A 19,198-nucleotide genomic window follows, 5' to 3' on the forward strand; every position below is an offset into this window, starting at 1 on the left:
AGAATCAAAGCGCGGCGAGAATTTTATCGGCTACTCGAAAGGCATTGGCGTAAATCGTCCAGGTATAGGTGACACTGCCGCCGGTCGGCATAAAACTGCCGTCGGTGACGTACAGATTTTCGACATCATGCGCGCGGCAATCCGCATCCAGCACCGATGTCTTAATGTCGTTACCGAAACGACAACCACCGGCCATCAGGTTCTGCGCGGGCGATCCGCTGACCGATGAGCTGACGTTTTTCGCTCCCATCTGCCTCAATACGTCCTCGGCCTTATCGCTCAAATAACGCCCGACTTTGAGGTCGTGAGGATGATAACCGAGACGAATACTGGCCACCGGTTGCTGCCAGCGATCCTTGACCGTGTTGTCGAGAGAGACAAAACAGTTATCGGTCGGCAGCCAGTCGTTAAAGACCTCGAAATTTAATGTCTGCTTATCGGAAAACGCCGATTTCAGACGTTTTTGCAGCGACTCGCCCCAAACCAGATCACCGTTATCATCCCACTTCTGCGGAAACGCCTGCGGCAAGGCATTCGGATGACGTAACAGGAAGTCGATGGTGCCGCCCTTGGCTTTGCCGCCGAATTCTTTATCATCGATAAAATACCACTCTTGCAGATTACGATTGACGAAAGGCCCGCGTTTGTTCAATTCCGTGGCACTGAGCCGATCCATTTCCGAATAGATAAAATCGCCACTACCGGCTCCACCGGCCGAGAACAGCAGGTTTTTACCGACCTGGCCGTGATTGTTCGCCAGACCGTTCGGATGTTTCGGCCCGGTCGACGCCAGCAACAAGCGACTGGTTTCCACCGCCTGACAAGCCACCACGAAAATTTTGGCCGAGACCCTTTTCACCTTACCCTCAACATCGACATATTCCGCCTCGATCACTTTTCCTTTGGCATCGCTGATCAGACGATTGACCTTGCTGTCGGCTTGAATATGACAATTACCGGTTTGAAGCGCCCGATCCAGCAAAGCGGCACGCGAACTGCCCTTGGCGCCGGACGAACAGCCGTAACTGCCGCAGAAACCGGAGTACTCGCAACTGCGACGGCCGTTTTTCGGCTGCGACAGAATTGCACGCGGCGTCGGCAAAGCCTGATAGCCGAGATCGCTACAGGCTTGATCGATATGTTTGACGATCGGATGCTCCTGCGTCGGCGGCATTGGGAAATCTTCGGTGGAGCGCGGTTCCAGAAAACGGTGTTTTACAATCCGTCCGGAAATGCCGACTTCGGTTTCGACTTTGCTGTAATAGGGTTCGAGATCCTGGTATTGAATCGGCCAGTCGGCAATATTCGCTCCTTCAATCGGGCCAAATTCCGACAGCAGTCGAAAATCCTGCGGTTTGAGACGATGGAAAAATCCGCTCATCAGATTGGACGAACCGCCGACCAGATTACCGTTCCAGAAATCCCAGCCGGACGCTTCGGTCGATTCACCGACCCACTCACCGAAATCGTTCTGCTGCTGCAAAACATGCTTCTCATCCGCCAAATCGGGCGTATAGACCGGATAACGGCAGCAACTGAGTTCGTCCTTATAAAAGTCCTTTTCGGTCAGCCACGGCCCCTTTTCCAGCACCAGCACCGAATAACCGGCCTGCGCCAGAGTCAAAGCCACCGGACCACCGCCTGCTCCGCTGCCGATCACACACACATCATAATCGCGACTCATGCTTTGGTTCTCCGGTAAGTGTCTACTCTGCGTTTTTCATAGCCGATTTCGAAGTAGCGTTTTCCTTGCGGCGGGCGCGGATAACCGGGAATCTGCCCAGCCGCTTTCCAGCCCTTACCGTTGGGATTACCGCCATAAACCGGGTCGGTCAACAGGGCTTCCAGCAGATTATTGAGCATCATCGACAACCAGTTCTGCCCGGCTTGGCTCTTGGATACTTTTCTTAACAAAGCCTCTTTCTGCTCGGACGAAAGCGCAATAAACTTTTGTTTGTAATCAGATTTGGCCAGATCGTTCAACCAGCCGACGCCCTGATAAATGAAATTTTCGGAATCCTTATCCGCCAGAGGACGCTGAAATTTACTTTGCAGATAACTTAAGGCGTGCAACTCTTCAGCGCCGGGAAAACCGTCCATCGACGGAAACAGATGGTTCTGCACAGCTTGCACCGTCTGCCAGGCCGGATTGTTTAAAAATACGGCTTCCTGCTTCGTCATGGCCGATAGTGCCGATCCTTCGGCTTGAGCCAGAGAAATTTTCGCCAGCGGAATGGTTGCGGCCAATTGCAGTAAACGTCGTCGGCTCAACTGAAATTCGTCAAAAAAGGTTGATCGGTTGTTCTTCATTTATCCTCTCCCGCTGCCTCTGGGCTTTGTCATGAACTTTATGCTACCAGTAAAGCCGTATACGCCATAATGGAAATATTCTGGAACCTGCCACGACTGATTTATCGCAAAACACTCTAGTACCCAGACCTCAATGAGACCTGATTTGTTTCACTGTTATAGATCATTACGCCGCAAACCGTTTTTTGGATGCAGGATATTGGAGATTACCGACCAATAAAAAAACCCCGGATTAACCGGGGCTGGTAATGCACTCTGCTTACTGATGAAGCCTATATAAAGCGAATTAAGCGGCGATCCCGCTGTGTCGCAACAGCGCATCGATTTGCGGTTCGCGACCGCGGAAGGCTTTAAACAGCGTCATCGGATCAATCGAACCACCGGCAGCCAGAATGGTGTTTTTGAATTTGGCACCGATATCGGCATTCAAAATCCCCTGCTCTTCGAACAGGCTGAAAGCATCTGAAGACAAAACTTCGGCCCATTTATAGCTGAAGTAACCCGCCGCATAACCGCCGGCGAAAATATGGCTGAAGCTATGCATGAAACGGTTATAGGCCGGAGGGAAAATCACCGACACTTCCTGACGAATGCGCTGACTCAAATCGCCTAAAGATTCGACTTCGTCCGGTTGATAAAAAGCGTGCAGTTCGAAATCGGTCAGGGAAAACTCGATCTGGCGTAACATCATCATCGCCGACTGGAAACCGCGACTCTGCTGCAAAGAGGCAAACAAACCTTCCGGCAGGGGTTCGCCACTGTCGATATGCCCGGACATCAGATCGATGCCTTCGCGCTCCCAGCAGAAGTTTTCCATAAACTGCGACGGCAATTCGACTGCATCCCAGGGAACACCGCTGATACCGGAAATATCCAGATGTTCCATTTCGGTAAATAAGTGATGGATGCCGTGACCGAATTCATGGAACAGCGTAGTGACTTCATCATGCGTCAAACAAGCCGGTTTACCGCCGACCGGAGGCGTGAAATTGCACACCAGATAAGCAACCGGTTTCTGCAGTTCGGTTGCACTGCTGCGCCAGCGGCTGACCGCGGAATCCATCCAGGCTCCGCCGCGTTTGTTTTCGCGTGCATACAGATCCAGATAGAACTGGCCGATCACCTGATCATCGGCATTGAACAGCTCGAAAAAGCGTACATCCTTATGCCATACCGAAACACCGAGTTTTTCCTGCAAACGGACGCCGAACAGACGCTCGGTGATGGTAAACAAGCCTTTTAAAACGGTTTCTACCGGGAAATACGGACGCAAGGCTTCCTGCGATAAGGATAGACGCGCCGATTTCAATTTCTCGGATGCATAACTGATGTCCCAGGGTTGCAGATCGTCCAGACCGAGTTCCTGTTTGGCAAAGGCCTGCAATTCGGCCAATTCCTGCTGGGCCTGCGGTTTGGATTTTTTCGCCAGATCGCGCAGGAAGCCCAGCACCTGTTCGGTACTCTCGGCCATTTTGGTCGCCAGAGACAATTCGGCGTAATTATCAAAACCAAGCAACTGCGCCTTTTTATGACGCAATTCGCGAATCTTCTCGATAATATCGCTGTTATCGAATTCAAGCTGTTCGAACTGGTCGGAGGCACGGGTACTGAAAGCGCGATACACCTCTTCCCGCAAGGAACGGTTGTCGGCATGGGTCATAACCGCCAGATAAGACGGAAAGTCCAGTGTCACGCACCAGCCTTTTACTTCTTTCTGCTGCGCCAGCTGCTGCAACAATCCCATTGCCGATTCCGGCAGACCTTTTAGTTCACTTTCGTCTTCGATGGCCTTAAACCACGACTGAGTGGATTTCAAAACGTTATTGCCGAACTGGGAACTGAGTTGCGAAAGTTCCTGCGCATACTCGCGATAAATCTTCTGTTCCGCTTCTTGCAGGGCGATACCGCTTAAACGGAAATTGCGCAAGGCATTTTCGATTACTTTCTTCTGTGCCAGATTGAAGTGTTCATATTCTTCACTCTGCGCCAAGGCATTGAATTTTTTATAGAGTCCGGCATTTTGCCCGATCTCGGAGTGATAGGCACTGATATCCGCCAGACAATCGGTATAAGCCTGATGCCATTCATCGGAATTCTTCACTGCATCCAAATGCCCGATCGGCCCCCAAACACGCCCAAAACGGTTATCGATCTTCTCCAGAGGTTCGATAAAGTTTTCCCAGGTCGGCTCCTCTTCCATCTCGACCAGACGCTGAATTTCGGCACGGTTTTCCGCCAGCAGGGTTTCCACGGCCGGACGGATATGTTCCACGTGAAACTTTTCGAATTGCGGTAGCCCGCTCAGATCAAATAAAGGGTTGCTCATATAAATTTAACTCGCGAATAGAATTAGTCGATGATTGGGATATTTCGAGAATGTTTTGTCGATTATTTAAGAATTATGCGGACGACTTGGCGGATTTTAAAGGGGCAAAACGGTTTTTAATCGCAATCTTTGTCTTTGTCATACATGTCGATCAAACGCTGAACCTGACGTTCGCAGCACTGGCTGCCCTGACAGCCGTAGGTTTTTGCCGTTACCCCGGCAATCGAATCGGCGCCGTTTTCAATCGCCTGCATAATATCGATTTTCGGCACGTCGTAGCAGACGCACAGACTTCTCTGCGGACTCTTCTGCAATTCGTATTCCCAAGTTCCGGTTTGCGCCACTTCAACTTCCAAAGAAAATTTAAACACCAAACGCTTATTCTATTGAAAAGCGCACTTTAAAACCATTTCTAAACGGTTCCAGACTTCCTGTAGTGGATAAATTGACTCACTGCTTTACAATTCAAGGTAACACACAAAAGGAATTGAATTATGTGGCACCAGTATAAAATTCATCTCGCACCGCGCTGCCGTGGTTTTCATCTGATTACCAACGATCTGTTGCGTCAGATACCGGAATTAAGCGAAATTAAGGTCGGAATGATGAATGTCTTTCTTCAACACACTTCGGCGTCTTTGACCATTAACGAAAATGCCGACCCGTCGGTGCGTACCGATTTTGAAAGCTTTTTCAATCGTACGGTGCCGGAAAACGAGTCTTACTATACCCATACTTACGAAGGGCCGGACGATATGCCGGCACATCTCAAAGGCAGCCTTTTGGGGTTCAGTTTGAATATTCCGATTACCGACGGCAGATTAAATCTCGGCACCTGGCAAGGAATTTATCTGTGCGAGCATCGCGATCACGGCGGCAGCCGAACGCTGATCGTGACCTTGAACGGAGAATAAAAAATAGCGGAGGAAATCAAAGTGACCTGTGCATCGGCCAGCGTTGATGAATCTGCACCGGTTCGGTTTCAATAGCGCCGAACAGGTCGTGATTTTCACTGTCGATTTTCGGAATCGCATTTTCCGGCGGAGTGGTCGTCATCACATATACGCGCCATTTGCCGTCGACCACCAGTAACAGCCCTTGCAAACACTCACCTTTCGGCATGGCAAACCAGTGTGATTTACCGCTGTCGTCTTTCTCCATAAAGGCATCGACGGCAATCCGCACCGGCTTATTACGGTAACGATTCCACATCGAATCACCACGGGCATAACTGTCTTCGCGCACCCAGCCGTTGACCGGAAACATGGACGCTTCCGGATCGTTTTCTTCGTTGCGTCGCCCCCAGGTAACCAGCTCAATTGCTCCGTCGCGACGAACCACCGGTAATTTGGCATTCGGATAGGGAAAATAGACCCGCATTTCTTCGCCTTCCCACTCGTATTCGACACCGCCGCACATAGAACTGAAATCCCTTTTTCTTCTAGCATTTTCACAATAAAAATTGATTTGTTTCATCTCCAACGTCGTTACAGGCGTTATAGTAGAAACTCACCATGATCAAACTACGAGGTCATTATGCTTCGCTTGCCCCGGATGATTTTTTCGACGCTTATTGTAGCGCTTCTTGCGACTCCGCTCTATGCGCATGCTGCCGAATCCTCGACAAAACCGGTTGAAAATAAAACCGAACAACCGACGGCCAAAACGCTGATTCAACAAGCCCTTGAACTGTGGCGAGGTAAAAGCTCCTACAGTGAAATAAGCATGGAAATTCACCGTCCGGAATGGCAGCGTAAAATGTCGATGATCGGCTGGACCGAAGGTTTGGATCGCTCGCTGATCCGTTTTACCTACCCGCCGAAGGATGCCGGAAATGCCACCCTGAAACTCGACGAAGAGATGTGGCTGTTTACCCCGAAACTGCAGCGCATTACCAAACTGCCGACCAGCATGATGAGCCAATCGTGGATGGGATCGGACTTCTCCTACAACGACCTGTCGAAAACCGACCAGATTCTGAAATATTACGACGCCTCAATCGATAAAACCGAAAACGACGAGAACGGCAATACGCTTTACCACCTGACACTGATTCCGCATCAGAACGCCCCGGTTGTCTGGGGCAAAGAAACCTTGATTATCCGTGCTGACGGATTACTGCTGAATGAAACTTTTTACGATCAGACCGGCAAAGCGGTAAAAAGCATGCAGACTCTGCAGATTATGCAGGTGAGCGGCCGCCCTTATCCGAAGGTGATGCGCATGACACGATCCGATAAACCCGATCAATGGACTCAGGTCGTCACGGATGCGGTGTGGTTCGATCTACAACTGCCGAGTTATCTGTTTACTCAGTCGAATCTGAAAACACCGCGTCCGTGGTCGGCGCCGAAACCCTGATTGAATAGACGGAGTCGATATGCTCATCTCTCTTGCCTGGCGAAATCTCTGGCGGCACCGTAAACGCACTTGGATTACCGTTGCTGCGGTCGGATTGACGACCTTGATGCTGGTATTTATGTTGTCGTTTCAATTCGGCATTTACGACACCATGAAAGAACAGAATCTCAAGCTGATGGACGGTTATGCACAGATCCAACAAAGCGATTTTCTGGAACAGCCTAATCTGGAGCACAGCTTTGTCTATTCCGATCAATGGTCATCGGTTCTGGATAAGGTTGACTCGCTGAGTGCTTATGGTTTTCGGGCTCAAACCTATGTCATCCTCAGCAACAATGCCGACACGCAAAACCGCGGTGCACTAATCATGGGCGTACAACCGGATAAAGAACCGCAACTCTCGTCGCTGGCAAAAAAGATCATCAGCGGCCGTTACCTGCAAAACAGTGACGATCACAAAATCGTTCTCGGTAAACAACTGGCAGCGCAACTGCGCAGTAAAGTCGGTGATCAAGTGCAACTATTGGGCGAAGACCGCGACGGCAGTCTGGCAATCGATCTGTATGAGATTGTCGGTATTGCCGACACCCACATTCCCGAGTTGAACCGCCAACTGGCACAAATTACCCTAAGCGATTTTCAAATCCTGTTTGCCATGCCGAATCGAGCCCAACAACTAGTGTTCATGACTGCGGAAATCGGCCAGGCCGCCGATTTAAAACCGCTGGTTATGCCGCAACTCCAATCCCTGACCGATTCGGATCTTCGTTTCCGTAACTGGCAGGCACTGCAACCGGCATTGGATCAAGCGATTGAATTGGATTTAAGCAGTGCCATCCTCTGGTATGCCGCACTGTTGCTGATCGTTATTCTGATTCTACTCAATACCCTTTATATGTCGATTCTGGAACGGCAGAACGAATTTTCCCTCCTCAATGCACTTGGCGTGCAGCCGATCCAAATCAGTCAGATTCTGATTCTGGAGATCGTCTTTACCACCCTTCTGGGTCTGATCAGCGGGGTCTTACTCGGCATGGCGGTGACCGAATACTTTATTTTTCAAGGTATTACCCTGCCCGGTTCCGAAGGCGTTTTCGCCCAGTTCGGATTATCGGATACACTTTATCCGGTTCTAAGTCTGCTGAGCGTCGGTTTCGCACCGGCGGTATTCGGTTTCGGTTTAATCCTGCTGTGTGCGATGGTACTGTTTAAAATGCGCAGCCTTAAACCGCTGACGGGAAGACAGTTATGAAACAAAAAACCGCTGAACAGCAAACTATGCCAATCCATAAAAGCGGCAATCCGGCGCTGATTAATCGCTTTGCCTGGCGTAACCTGTGGCGTAATCCGCGGCGCAGCTTGATCCTGATTCTGGTGACGGCCCTCGGCTTGATGTCGAGCCTGTTTTTCTACAGTCTGATGCAGGCCTGGGCAAAGAGCATGCTCGACCACACCCTGAACAGCTTGAGCGGAGAAGTGCAACTACACGCCCCCCACTATCAGGACAATCCGGATGTCGAACACAGTATGCTGCTGACTTCCAGTCAGCTTACTCAACTGAAATCCCTGCCGATTCGCGATTTCAGCGCACACCTCAAATTACCGGCGATGATCAAGAGCGAATATGAAACCTATCCGGTGCAACTGCTCGGTGTCGAACCGCAAACCGGACGCCCCCTGGATTTTATTCGCAAAACCGTGCATCAGGGCCAATTTCTCAATCAGGATTCCACTTATCAGATCGTTATCGGAGCCAAACTCGCTAAACGCCTGAATACCGATTTAGGCCGTAAGGTCGTATTAATGTCGCAAGGAAACGACGGTAAGTTGAAAGAGATCGGTCTGACCATTGTCGGTCTTTATCGTCACAGTGATCCGAACGCCGAAGCGGCGATGGTGTTTGCCGATCTGAAAACCGTGCAAAACTGGCTCGATATCGATAACAAATACAGCGAAATCACCCTTAACAGCTCGCAACCGCTGGATATTCAGCAGATTCTCAACGATACCCCAAACAGCCCGTTAAATCGCTTGAAAAACCGACTGAAGCAGGCATTTCCCGAACTCGACGTTCAGACCTGGCAGAGCCTGCAACCCTTCGCCAACGCCAGCATTAAAATGATGGACAGCTTCAACTGGGTGTGGATTGCAATGATTCTGGTTTTGATGCTATTCGGTATGATCAATACCCTGCTGATGTCGCTTTACGAACGACGCCGCGAATTCACCACTCTGTATACCATCGGCCTAAAATCTTCGGCGTTACGCTGGATGCTGCTGCTGGAACTGGTCTGGATTCTCGCCATTGCACTGCTGGTTTCCTGGGGAGCAATGATCGCTTTGATTGCATCGGTCAGCGATGGCATCGACCTGGGCTTTCTATCGGAAGGCGCAGCCTGGTTCGGCGTCGACCGCATACTGTATTTGAATATCGAGTGGCAGGATTGGTTTGACGTCAGTGCCGCCATGGTCGTCACCTTAATTATGATTGCCGCTGTTCCGATCTGGCGTTCGACCCGCGTGGCGCAACTGAAACCTTCCAATAGAATCGCGTAGGATGAAATATGAGCGACTTATCTGAAAGCCTAATGTTATTGCAGGATGTGACGAAAACCTTTGAGGACGGTAACCGGACGATTTACGCAGTCGACCATCTCGATCTGCAGATCCGTTCCGGGGAATTTATCGCCCTTTACGGTCCTTCCGGTTCCGGTAAAACCACCCTGTTAAACCTGATCGGCGGACTGGATCGTCCCTCATCCGGTGAATTGAGTATTGGCGAATATCAATTAAACCGGATGAGTGAAGCCGAGTTGACCGACCTGCGTCTGATGGAGATCGGCTTTATTTTCCAGTCTTATAATCTGATTCCGGTTTTCAGCGCTCTGGAAAATGTCGCCTTTATTTTGCAGATGCAAGGGGTGGAAAAAGAGCAGGCATTAAAACAGAGCCGCGAAATGCTGCATCAGGTCGGTTTGCAAAATATGGAAAACCGACGCCCGGCGGAATTGTCCGGCGGTCAGCAACAGAGGGTCGCCGTAGCACGGGCGATCGTTTCCAAACCGAAAATCGTCCTTGCCGACGAGCCGACCGCTAATTTGGACTCGCAAAACTCTCAGGAGCTGATCGATTTAATGAAACATCTCAACCAAACTCATAAAATGACATTTGTGATTTCCAGTCACGATCCACAGGTGATCGACTCTGCGAGACGCAAAATCCATTTGAAAGACGGAAAAATTGTCTCCGATGAAATCGTTTCCGATTAAAAATCGCTCAAACGCAATTAAACGGGCTATAAGGCTCGGTTTTATCTTTAGCCTGACTTGCCCCTTGGTTGCTTTGGGATCGCCGCTTCAAGGGCACTTTAAGGGAGCCGGTTTTTGGCAGCTGTGGCCGGAAAATAATTATCCGAGCCCGAGCGACGAACAAACCGATTTGCTGATGGCGGACGTTCGTCTCAAGTGGCAGGACGATTTTCAAGCTTGGCATTTCAATGTCGATTACCAGCTTCAGGGAGTCAAAAGCCAAACTCTGCTGGCGAAGCGCAGTTCGGTTTCCGGATACGACGCCTTCGACCTCGATCAGACGCAACTCTTCAATCTAACCAACAATCTCGTCAACGAGGACGACAAATTCGTCTATCAAAGACTGGATCGTCTCAACGCAACCTATCGCGCCGCCGACTATTCGTTTAAGGTCGGCCGTCAAGCCATCACCTGGGGCAACGGCGTTCTGTTCAACCCTCTGGATCGGTTTAATCCTTTTGCACCGAATCAGTATGACCGAGAATATAAACCCGGTATCGATATGCTCAGCTGGCAAAAACTGATGATCGATGGCGATGAATTAAGCGGAGTTGTTATTCCGCGGCGAAATTTGAACGGCGATATCGATGTTTCTTCAAGCAGCCTTGGTTTCAAGCTGTATCACTACGGCGAAACCGTCGACAGCCAATGGATTTTGAGTCAGGATCGAAACGAAACTCTCGCTGCACTGCAGATGACCGGCAACTGGCTGGACGGTGTTTGGAATCTCGACTGGATAGCCGGATATAATCACGACAACCAGAACTGGGTGTATAGTTCGGTGGCTAACTTTCAAAGTGCATTCAGTTGGCTTAACCGCAATTTCACCTATGCAATCGAATACTTCTATAACGGTTACGGCAGCAGTCAATCCCGTCCTTATCTGCAATCCCTCGACAGTGATCTCCTCGATAAGTTCGATTCCGGACAACTGTTTACCCTTAATCGTCATTATGCGGATGTCACTCTAACCGCGGAAATCACGCCGCTATTTAATTTAAGTGGCAGCGCGATTTTCAATTTGCAGGACGGTAGCTCTTTATGGAATCTGAACGCGCAATACTCTCTTTCCGACCAGAGCCAGCTACTCGGTGGCTGGCAATATGCACGCGGTAATAGCGGCACTGAATTCAGCGGCATCAGGGTATCGGATCTAAGCGACGAAGTCGTCGCCTATCCGCAACAGCTCTATCTGCAATACCAGTATTATTTTTAAGAAATCTTGGCACTTTCCGGCTTGACGGCGTTCGGATCGATTTCCAGACGGAGATGAGCGATCCTTTTCGCCAAGCTGTACAGCTGTTTAAAACCTTCAATCAATTCCATTTCGTAACGAAAAATCCCCAAGCGTTCTTCAGTCGGTTGGAAATGGCGTAATTGATGGTTTAAAGCTTCCTGAATCAAGTGCTCGACGGTTGCTTCAACCGCAATCACGGAAATGGCGGCGTCATTATCGTTATCGATAATACTATGCACCGACTTGGTCATCGCCTTACCGACTTCGGAAGTTAACTGACCCACCAGATTAAGCATGGTTTCACTCGGTTTGATATCGTTTTGGATCAAGCGATGCAGAACGTGGAAAATATTATGTTCTATGGCATCCATCATCGATTCCAAACTGTGAATAACCATCATTAACTGAACCTGCTGCTGCTGCTCTTTCGGCGTTAAGGATTCCTGACCGATTCGTCCCAAATAACTGATTATCTGCCGCTGATAGGCACGGAATTTTTGAATTTTTTCGGTCTCTTTGCGCAGCTTTTCCAGCTTGGGATCGGAAATTAAACCGACCACCCGTTTGTAAAACAGATCCTGATGTTTATCGTAGTGGCCAAGTTCGAGAACCACCGCTTCCAAAGCAAGCGAAGAGGTGGAAATAAAGCTTTCATCAAGTGATTCCGCCTTGATCTCATTACCGGCTTTCTCATCCTCTATCACCGGTACGATCTTGGTCACCAGCCAGACAAATAATGGGATTGTCGGCAGAAAAACAATCAAACTGAACAGGTTGAGAATCGTATTGGCGTTGGCGATTTCCCGCGGGGTATTTTCCGCCAACAACAGGAAATCGTCGGTACTGGTCAATAACTCATGATCGGAAATCATGGTCGCAAAGTTGGCTAATTCAGGAATAAACGCCAGCCAGATCAAAACCGCCAGTAAATTGAAAAACAGATGAATCAAACCGGCACGCAGTGCATCGCGGGATTTGCCGATGGTCGCCAGCATGGCGGTAATGGTGGTACCGATATTCGCCCCCATAATCAATGCTATTCCAACCGGCAAAGTCAAAAGACCGTTGCCGGCCATGGCAATGACAATCCCGATAGTTGCCGAAGAAGATTGTACTAAGGCGGTAAAAACCAACCCGACCAGAATACCGAACAACGGGTTCTGTAATTCCGTCATCAACTCGAGAAAAGGCGCATAACTTCTAAGCGGAGCCATTCCCTGACTCATCACATCCATACCAAAAAACAGTAACCCCAACCCCATCAGCATCTGCCCGATAGAACGGGTTTTATTAAGCTGGCCGATAAACTGCATCAAAAAACCGACTGCGATCATCAGCAAGGCTACATTATCTATTTTAAAGGCGATGATCTGCCCCGTGATGGTGGTACCGAGATTGGCCCCCATAATGATTCCGGCGGCTTGGCTAAGGCTGATTAAACCCGCCGATACAAAACCTACTGAAAGTACGGTGGTAATAGAAGAAGATTGAATAATAGCGGTAAGACCGGCGCCTGTCAGAGCACCGATTACCCGGTTTTTCGTCAGACTTTTGAGGATATTTTTAATCTGATTTCCGGCGACCGACATCACCCCCTGAATCATTTGCTCCATACCGAACAGGAACAGTGCCAGGCCACCGCCGAACCACACCAGCATTTCAAACCAGTTTAATTTGTTTTGATCCCCGTCTTGTGCCAGAACATCGGAAACGTAAAACAGGAAAAACAGAGAAGATAAAACAGAAAAGAGCCGAATAAACCGCTGCATAATCCAGTCTCAATCAAGATATGAAACTCAATCATACCGCCTTTGGCACGGTTATAAAAAGAAAAACCGCTTTTTAAATACAAGCGGCCTTAGCTGACATTTTTAGAAAATTTAATCCGGACGCGCGGCCAAGTCGATCCAAACCTGATGAGTTTCTTTAGCGGAAATCCATGAAATCGGCAGATTCTCACCCTCCAACCAAGCTTTAAGTGCCGGTTGTTTTCCGGCACCGGTAATCAACTTTAACACTTCACAGCTTGCCGAAAGACGCTCGGCGGAAAGCGTTAATCTTAACGGCGGCGGTTTCGGCGAATCTCTTTCGATCAGCAAATCGCAACCTTCGGCATAACTGTGTCCGGGGAACAAACTGGCGGTGTGACCGTCTTCTCCCATACCGAGCATAACCAGATCGAAAACGGGAACTGACAGCAACCGGGTTTGATAATCCTCTAAAGCGGCTTCTGCGCCCAACTCCGTTGCCATATAGTGAATCTGGCTTGACGGAACGCTGCATTTATCCAGCCACATCTCTTTTAACGGCGTACGATTCCGTTCCGGATCATCCAAAGGCAGACAGCGCTCGTCGCCCATATAAATATGCCAGAATTGCCAATCATCGCGTTCGCTTTCACCGAGCAACTGATAGATACGATTCGGAGTCGTTCCACCGGCAGTTACCAGATGAAAAGCGCCGTTTTCACGAATCGCTTTTTCCGCCGCCGAGCAAATATACTCCTTAGCGGTTTGTGCCAGTAACTCGGCATCTTCGAAACAGCGCCAATCTTCCGGTAACTGCATTTTTAACCTCTGGCTTTTTACGCTTAATTGTGTGATTCAGGCTCGAAATGATAACGCCATGCCTGTTCCGAAGTATCGAATAATTTCGAAGCACCTTGCGGCCCCCAGGTTCCCGACTGATAAGTATCGATATAGGAACTTTCCGACGCCCAGGCCTGAAGAACCGGATCGACTACATCCCACGCCGCTTTAACTTCGTCATATCGTAAGAACAACGAACGATCGCCCTTGATGACATCCAGCAACAGTTCTTCATAAGCGTCATAACTGTGTTCAACTTCCGCTTTTAAAGCCGCATCCAGACTGATCTGTTCGGTCTGAATTTCAAGACCCGGCTGCTTGGCAGTCATTTCGACGCGAATCGACTCTTCCGGTTGAATTCCGAAAACAATCCAGTTCGGATCCATCTTTTTCACCTGAGATTCACGGAAAAATTGCTTCGGAGGATGCTTGAAACAGATTGCAACGATGGTGCGGTTTTTCGGCATATTTTTACCGGTTTGAATATAGAAAGGTACACCTGCCCAGCGCCAGTTATCGATATATAATTTCATGGCAGCATAGGTTTCGGTCACGCTGTCTTCGGCCACTCCCGGTTCATTCAAATAAGAAGGCACCGCTTTACCGTTGACCTTCCCTTCGGAATACTGTGCTCTATAAGCCTGTGCATTAACCTGCTTTTTGGAAATTTTGCGAATCGATTTAAGCAGCTTCACTTTTTCGTTGCGCAGGTCCTCGGCATCCATCGATGCCGGCGGTTCCATAGCAACCAGAGCCAAAAGCTGCAACAGATGCGATTGAATCATATCGCGCATGGCACCACTGGTATCGTAGTAACCGGCACGGGTTCCAATCGGTCGATCTTCGGCGTGGGTAATCTGAATATGATCGATATAGTTACGGTTCCACAAAGGCTCCATCATCAGGTTAGCGAAGCGGAATACCATGATATTCTGCACCATTCCTTTACCAAGATAATGGTCAATACGGTAAGTTTGATCTTCTTTAAGGAAGTTATTCAGTCGCTTCTGCAACTGCTTGGCACTTTCCATGTCATAACCGAACGGTTTTTCCAGTACCACACGTTTCCAGCCGTCGGATTCGTCGAGCAGACCATTACGACCAAGACGTTCAACTGCCGGCGCAAATTGATCCGGTCCCAAAGATAGATAAAAGGCGATATTAGTCGGCCAGTTGTTTTCGTGAATGTGTTCTTTCAAACGCTGGTAACAAAGCTCATCGAGGACATCCATCTTGAAGTAATCCAGACGACCGCAGAATCGCTCGCAGACTTCATCTTTAATCCCTCCTCGCGCTTTCGGAACCACTGCCTCTTTTACGCTTTCGATCCACTGTTCACGACCCCAATTACGGCGACCTATCGCAAGGATCTTAACGTTACTTTCCAGTCTGCCGTGTTCATCCAAGTGATAAAACGCCGGCATTAATTTGGTCATTGACAGGTTACCGGTTGCGCCAAAGACAACGTAAGTACATGGTTCCGGCATAATTTTAGACCTCGTAAGTTGTTGAGCTGATTCGACCGCCGGATTGAATCCAGTCGGTATGGAAATAGGTTCCACGTGGAGCATCGACACGTTCATAAGTATGCGCCCCGAAATAATCGCGTTGCGCCTGAAGCATATTGGCCGGAAGATTCGCGGTTTTATAACCGTCAAAGAAGGCCAGAGCCGAGCTGAGAGCCGGTGTAGGAATCTGCTGCTGAATCGCGAAAATAACTGCTTTACGCCAATTGGCATCGGCATCTTTTAATGCCGAAGTAAAGAAATCCGCCACCAGCAGGTTGGTCAGCTGCGGATCTTTTTCGTAAGCGGCCTTAATTTCTCCGAGGAATGTACTGCGGATAATACAGCCGCCACGCCACATTAGGGCGATCGCACCGTAGTTCAGACTCCATGCAAACTCCTTGGCTGCCTCGGTCATCAGCATATAACCTTGCGCATAAGAGATGATTTTTGAAGCATACAGCGCATCGTGAATCGCATTTAACAATTCCGACTTTTCCTGTTCGCCTAAGGAAGGCGGTGCTGAAGGTTTGCCGAAATGCGCTTCGGCTTTGATACGCTCGTCTTTCAAAGCGGACAAACAACGAGCATAGACCGATTCGGTGATCAGCGTTACCGGCATTCCCAACTCCAAAGAGCTGATCCCGGTCCATTTACCGGTTCCCTTTTGACCCGCCGCATCTAAAATTTTATCGACCAGTGGTTCGCCACCTTCATCTTTAAATTTAAGAATTTCGGCTGTAATTTCAATTAGATAACTATCAAGAACACCTTGATTCCATTCGGCAAATACCGCTTGGCATTCGTCGGCCGCCAACCCCATGCCATAGCGCATCAAGTGATAGGATTCGGCAATCAACTGCATATCGCCATATTCGATACCGTTATGCACCATCTTGACATAATGCCCCGCTCCGCCGTCACCGACCCAATCACAGCAAGGTTGCTCGTCCGCTTTCGCGGCAATCGATTGAAAAATCGGTTTTACCGCTTCCCAGGCTAAAGGGTTTCCGCCAGGCATAATCGAAGGACCGTGGCGGGCCCCCTCTTCTCCACCGGAAACACCGCTACCGATAAAATAGATGCCCTTGTCTTTCAGTTCGGCCGTTCTGCGATTGGAATCCGTATACAAAGAGTTGCCGCCGTCGATAATGATGTCGCCTTCTTCCAAAAGCGGTACCAATTGATCGATAAACAGATCAACCACCTCTCCGGCCTTGACCATTAACATTACTTTTCGCGGAGCACTTAATCCTGCGACAAAAGATTCCAAATCAAAATAAGGAAATAGCTTTTCGTTATCCGGTTCAGCAGCGATAAATTCATCGGTTTTTTGACGTGAGCGATTATAGACCGCTACTTTAAAACCGTGGTCGGTCATATTTAAAACCAAATTTTGCCCCATAACGGCTAAACCAATTAAACCGATATCAGCCTTGTCTGCTGCCATGATTTCTCCTAAAACACTCTAGTATTTCTACTCGAGAAAAAATTCTTTGCTCGAAACTTAAAAAAGCACCAATAAAGCATAATTTGCTATGTTTGAAGTCATTCGGACTTATTGATACTTTCTCCAATTATTCAGCATTATATTGTTGTTTTATACTATTAAAGTTTTAATAAAGTCTTACTTTAAAAATGGTCTTTTCAGGCAATTTTTTTAAGTGGAAAAAAGTTTCTTAAAATTTTCTTGCCTTCCATGCAGAACATCTAAAAAAATCTATTAAATGCTCTAAAACAGTGCAATTCGAAATAAGTATATAAAACACAGAAGTAAGAAAAAACGGGTTGATTTTCCCGCCAAATAGCGGAGTTAAAGCTGAAAAGACCGTTATTTTCGGCACGTCGAGCATATTTTGAACATCCTCGATTGGTGCTTAAAATAAAAAAAGCAAAAAATATGCTTACTTAAACAAACCTGGCGAGAATTTCTACAGAGAGCGCTAAAAAAATCCCCCTGATTCAAAGTTAATCCTAAAAACTTAACAATGAAAACAGAGGGAATCAATCGGAGAAATTTTAAACGTATTAAATCGTTGCGTTAAAGAAGGCCAAAATCATTGCCGAAACGGTATCTTGCGCTATGGCAACGCCGACCTTTTTACCTTGATCTGATTTCAAATAGACATAAGCGATCGCCATAGCATCCTTGCCGGTATTCCCATGTAAATCAGGAATCGGGTCGTGTAACGCATGTTCGGAATAATCGATGATATCGATCGATTGTCCGGATTGTTTTTGGTATGCATCACAAACCGCGCTCAAAGTACCTTGTCCCATTCCCTGCCAGGTCTGACCATTCAATTGAACCTTCAAAAACTCTACATCGGACTGGCTGTTAACGCGGATAATCGCTTCGTAATCTCGACCGATATCTTTCGGATCGATCGGCAAATAGGCCACATTCCAGGGTTGATCGTCATTCTGCTTCAACAGACATTTACGAATTGCATCCTGATGCGATCCGGAATAAGCGGTATAAACCGCCTGACCTACCCACGGATGGCGGATATGCGTTGAAATTTGTGTCACTTCTTCTACGACTTCAACCCACTCGTCCGGATGGGTGAAATCCAATTGTGGATCAATTCCTTCGCTATACAGATTCATCGCCAGCGTCACGATATCCATATTACCGGTACGCTCGCCGTTTCCTAGAAGCGTCCCTTCCACTCGATCGGCTCCGGCAAGTATCGCCAACTCGGCCGCCGCTACCGCACAACCCCGATCATTGTGAGTATGTACCGAAATAATGGCGGATTCGCGGTTTTGCATATGAGTAATAAAGTATTCGATCTGATCGGCAAAACGGTTCGGAGAACTGCTTTCGACGGTTGCCGGAAGGTTTAAAATACATTTATTTTGCGGTGTCGGTTTCCAGACATCCATTACCGCCTGACACACTTCGACTGCATAATCGGTTTCCGTTTGCGAAAAACTTTCCGGGGAATATTGGAAAACCCAGTCGGTTAGCGGATAGTGTTTGGCATATTCCTGCACCCAGGTCGCGCCATCGACTGCGATCTGTTTGATTTGCTGCTTGTTTTTACAAAAAACGTTGTCTCTCTGAACCTGAGATGTCGTGTTATAAACATGCACGACTGCCTGTTTGACTCCCTCAAGCGCTTCGTAAGTACGTTGAATAAGGTGTTCGCGCGCCTGGACCAAAACCTGAACCGTCACATCGTCCGGAATACGGTTTTCTTCAATCAAACGGCGGGTAAAATCGAACTCCAACTGACTTGCCGACGGAAAACCGATTTCGATGGTTTTAAAACCGATCGACACCAACTTATCCCATAGTTTAAGCTTTTGCTCCACGGTCATGGGTTTCGCTAAAGCTTGGTTGCCATCTCTTAGATCGACGCTCACCCAAATAGGCGCCTTGGTAAGGCGACGGTTCGGCCACTGACGATTGGGTAAATCGGGAGTCACCGTTGGGCGGTATTTATGAAAATTCATGGTGTTCATCTGTTATCTCGTTACCAAATTCAATTGAAGTTCATCGAGTGCTGTTTTCGACTCTGAAAAAATTGTAACAATTAACCTGCGCTATTAAATTG

At 48.4% G+C, this 19,198-nt stretch carries 16 protein-coding genes; 6 read left to right on the top strand and 10 right to left on the bottom strand.

What is annotated here, in order from left to right:
• Nucleotides 1-4: 4 nt before the first annotated feature.
• The 4 genes from H8792_RS05300 to H8792_RS12575 form a co-directional block, all read right to left on the bottom strand.
• Nucleotides 5-1,684, bottom strand: a complete 1,680-nt coding sequence (locus H8792_RS05300) for a GMC family oxidoreductase (protein WP_185977898.1) — start codon at nucleotides 1,682-1,684, stop codon at nucleotides 5-7.
• Entirely contained in the window at nucleotides 1,681-2,310 is a 630-nt protein-coding gene (locus H8792_RS05305) for a gluconate 2-dehydrogenase subunit 3 family protein (protein ID WP_185977899.1), read from the bottom strand. The genes H8792_RS05300 and H8792_RS05305 overlap by 4 nt, the downstream gene beginning before the upstream one ends.
• Before the next feature lie 286 nt (nucleotides 2,311-2,596).
• Entirely contained in the window at nucleotides 2,597-4,636 is a 2,040-nt protein-coding gene (locus H8792_RS05310; RefSeq protein ID WP_185977900.1) for a M3 family metallopeptidase, read from the bottom strand.
• A gap of 116 nt (nucleotides 4,637-4,752) precedes the next feature.
• Nucleotides 4,753-5,007: a (2Fe-2S)-binding protein gene (locus H8792_RS12575; RefSeq protein ID WP_185977901.1), complete on the bottom strand. Its 255-nt coding sequence runs from the start codon at nucleotides 5,005-5,007 to the stop codon at nucleotides 4,753-4,755.
• A gap of 123 nt (nucleotides 5,008-5,130) precedes the next feature.
• Between H8792_RS12575 and H8792_RS05320 the strand changes: the two genes are divergently transcribed.
• Nucleotides 5,131-5,550, top strand: coding sequence for a secondary thiamine-phosphate synthase enzyme YjbQ (locus H8792_RS05320; RefSeq protein ID WP_185977902.1), 420 nt, complete (start codon nucleotides 5,131-5,133; stop codon nucleotides 5,548-5,550).
• A 16-nt stretch (nucleotides 5,551-5,566) separates the two neighbouring features.
• Here the strand turns inward: H8792_RS05320 and H8792_RS05325 are convergent, their stop codons facing one another.
• Nucleotides 5,567-6,055 (bottom strand): hypothetical protein, encoded by a 489-nt coding sequence (locus H8792_RS05325; protein ID WP_185977903.1) that lies wholly within the window; start codon nucleotides 6,053-6,055, stop codon nucleotides 5,567-5,569.
• Between the two features lie 117 nt (nucleotides 6,056-6,172).
• Here H8792_RS05325 and H8792_RS05330 point away from each other — a divergent pair, with 117 nt between their 5' ends.
• From H8792_RS05330 to H8792_RS05350, 5 genes are read left to right on the top strand one after another with little or no spacing between them, the layout of a single operon-like run.
• Nucleotides 6,173-6,997, top strand: a complete 825-nt coding sequence (locus H8792_RS05330; RefSeq protein ID WP_185977904.1) for an outer membrane lipoprotein-sorting protein — start codon at nucleotides 6,173-6,175, stop codon at nucleotides 6,995-6,997.
• A gap of 19 nt (nucleotides 6,998-7,016) precedes the next feature.
• The gene (locus H8792_RS05335; protein WP_185977905.1) at nucleotides 7,017-8,249 is read left to right on the top strand and encodes an ABC transporter permease; all 1,233 of its coding nucleotides are present in this window, start codon (nucleotides 7,017-7,019) and stop codon (nucleotides 8,247-8,249) included.
• Complete coding sequence (locus tag H8792_RS05340; protein ID WP_185977906.1) at nucleotides 8,246-9,553, top strand: ABC transporter permease; 1,308 nt, start codon at nucleotides 8,246-8,248, stop codon at nucleotides 9,551-9,553. Before H8792_RS05335 ends, H8792_RS05340 begins: the two co-directional genes overlap by 4 nt.
• A gap of 8 nt (nucleotides 9,554-9,561) precedes the next feature.
• A complete protein-coding gene (locus tag H8792_RS05345) occupies nucleotides 9,562-10,266 on the top strand; it encodes an ABC transporter ATP-binding protein (protein WP_185977907.1) in 705 nt (234 codons plus the stop codon).
• The gene (locus tag H8792_RS05350) at nucleotides 10,247-11,521 is read left to right on the top strand and encodes a hypothetical protein (RefSeq protein ID WP_194947648.1); all 1,275 of its coding nucleotides are present in this window, start codon (nucleotides 10,247-10,249) and stop codon (nucleotides 11,519-11,521) included. The genes H8792_RS05345 and H8792_RS05350 overlap by 20 nt, the downstream gene beginning before the upstream one ends.
• On the opposite strand, the gene H8792_RS05355 is transcribed toward H8792_RS05350, so the two are convergent.
• From H8792_RS05355 to H8792_RS05375, 5 genes are all read right to left on the bottom strand, one after another.
• Nucleotides 11,518-13,311 (bottom strand): Na/Pi cotransporter family protein, encoded by a 1,794-nt coding sequence (locus tag H8792_RS05355; RefSeq protein ID WP_185977909.1) that lies wholly within the window; start codon nucleotides 13,309-13,311, stop codon nucleotides 11,518-11,520. The genes H8792_RS05350 and H8792_RS05355 overlap by 4 nt on opposite strands.
• 111 nt (nucleotides 13,312-13,422) lie before the next feature.
• Nucleotides 13,423-14,109, bottom strand: a complete 687-nt coding sequence (pgl, locus tag H8792_RS05360) for a 6-phosphogluconolactonase (RefSeq protein ID WP_185977910.1) — start codon at nucleotides 14,107-14,109, stop codon at nucleotides 13,423-13,425.
• A gap of 23 nt (nucleotides 14,110-14,132) precedes the next feature.
• A complete protein-coding gene (gene zwf, locus H8792_RS05365) occupies nucleotides 14,133-15,617 on the bottom strand; it encodes a glucose-6-phosphate dehydrogenase (protein ID WP_185977911.1) in 1,485 nt (494 codons plus the stop codon).
• 4 nt (nucleotides 15,618-15,621) lie between these two features.
• Nucleotides 15,622-17,085, bottom strand: coding sequence for a decarboxylating NADP(+)-dependent phosphogluconate dehydrogenase (gene gnd, locus H8792_RS05370; RefSeq protein ID WP_185977912.1), 1,464 nt, complete (start codon nucleotides 17,083-17,085; stop codon nucleotides 15,622-15,624).
• Between the two features lie 578 nt (nucleotides 17,086-17,663).
• Entirely contained in the window at nucleotides 17,664-19,106 is a 1,443-nt protein-coding gene (locus H8792_RS05375; RefSeq protein WP_185977913.1) for a 2-isopropylmalate synthase, read from the bottom strand.
• Nucleotides 19,107-19,198 lie beyond the last annotated feature (92 nt).

It is taken from the genome of Thiomicrorhabdus heinhorstiae (assembly GCF_013391765.2).
Classification (GTDB): Bacteria; Pseudomonadota; Gammaproteobacteria; order Thiomicrospirales; family Thiomicrospiraceae; genus Thiomicrorhabdus; species Thiomicrorhabdus heinhorstiae.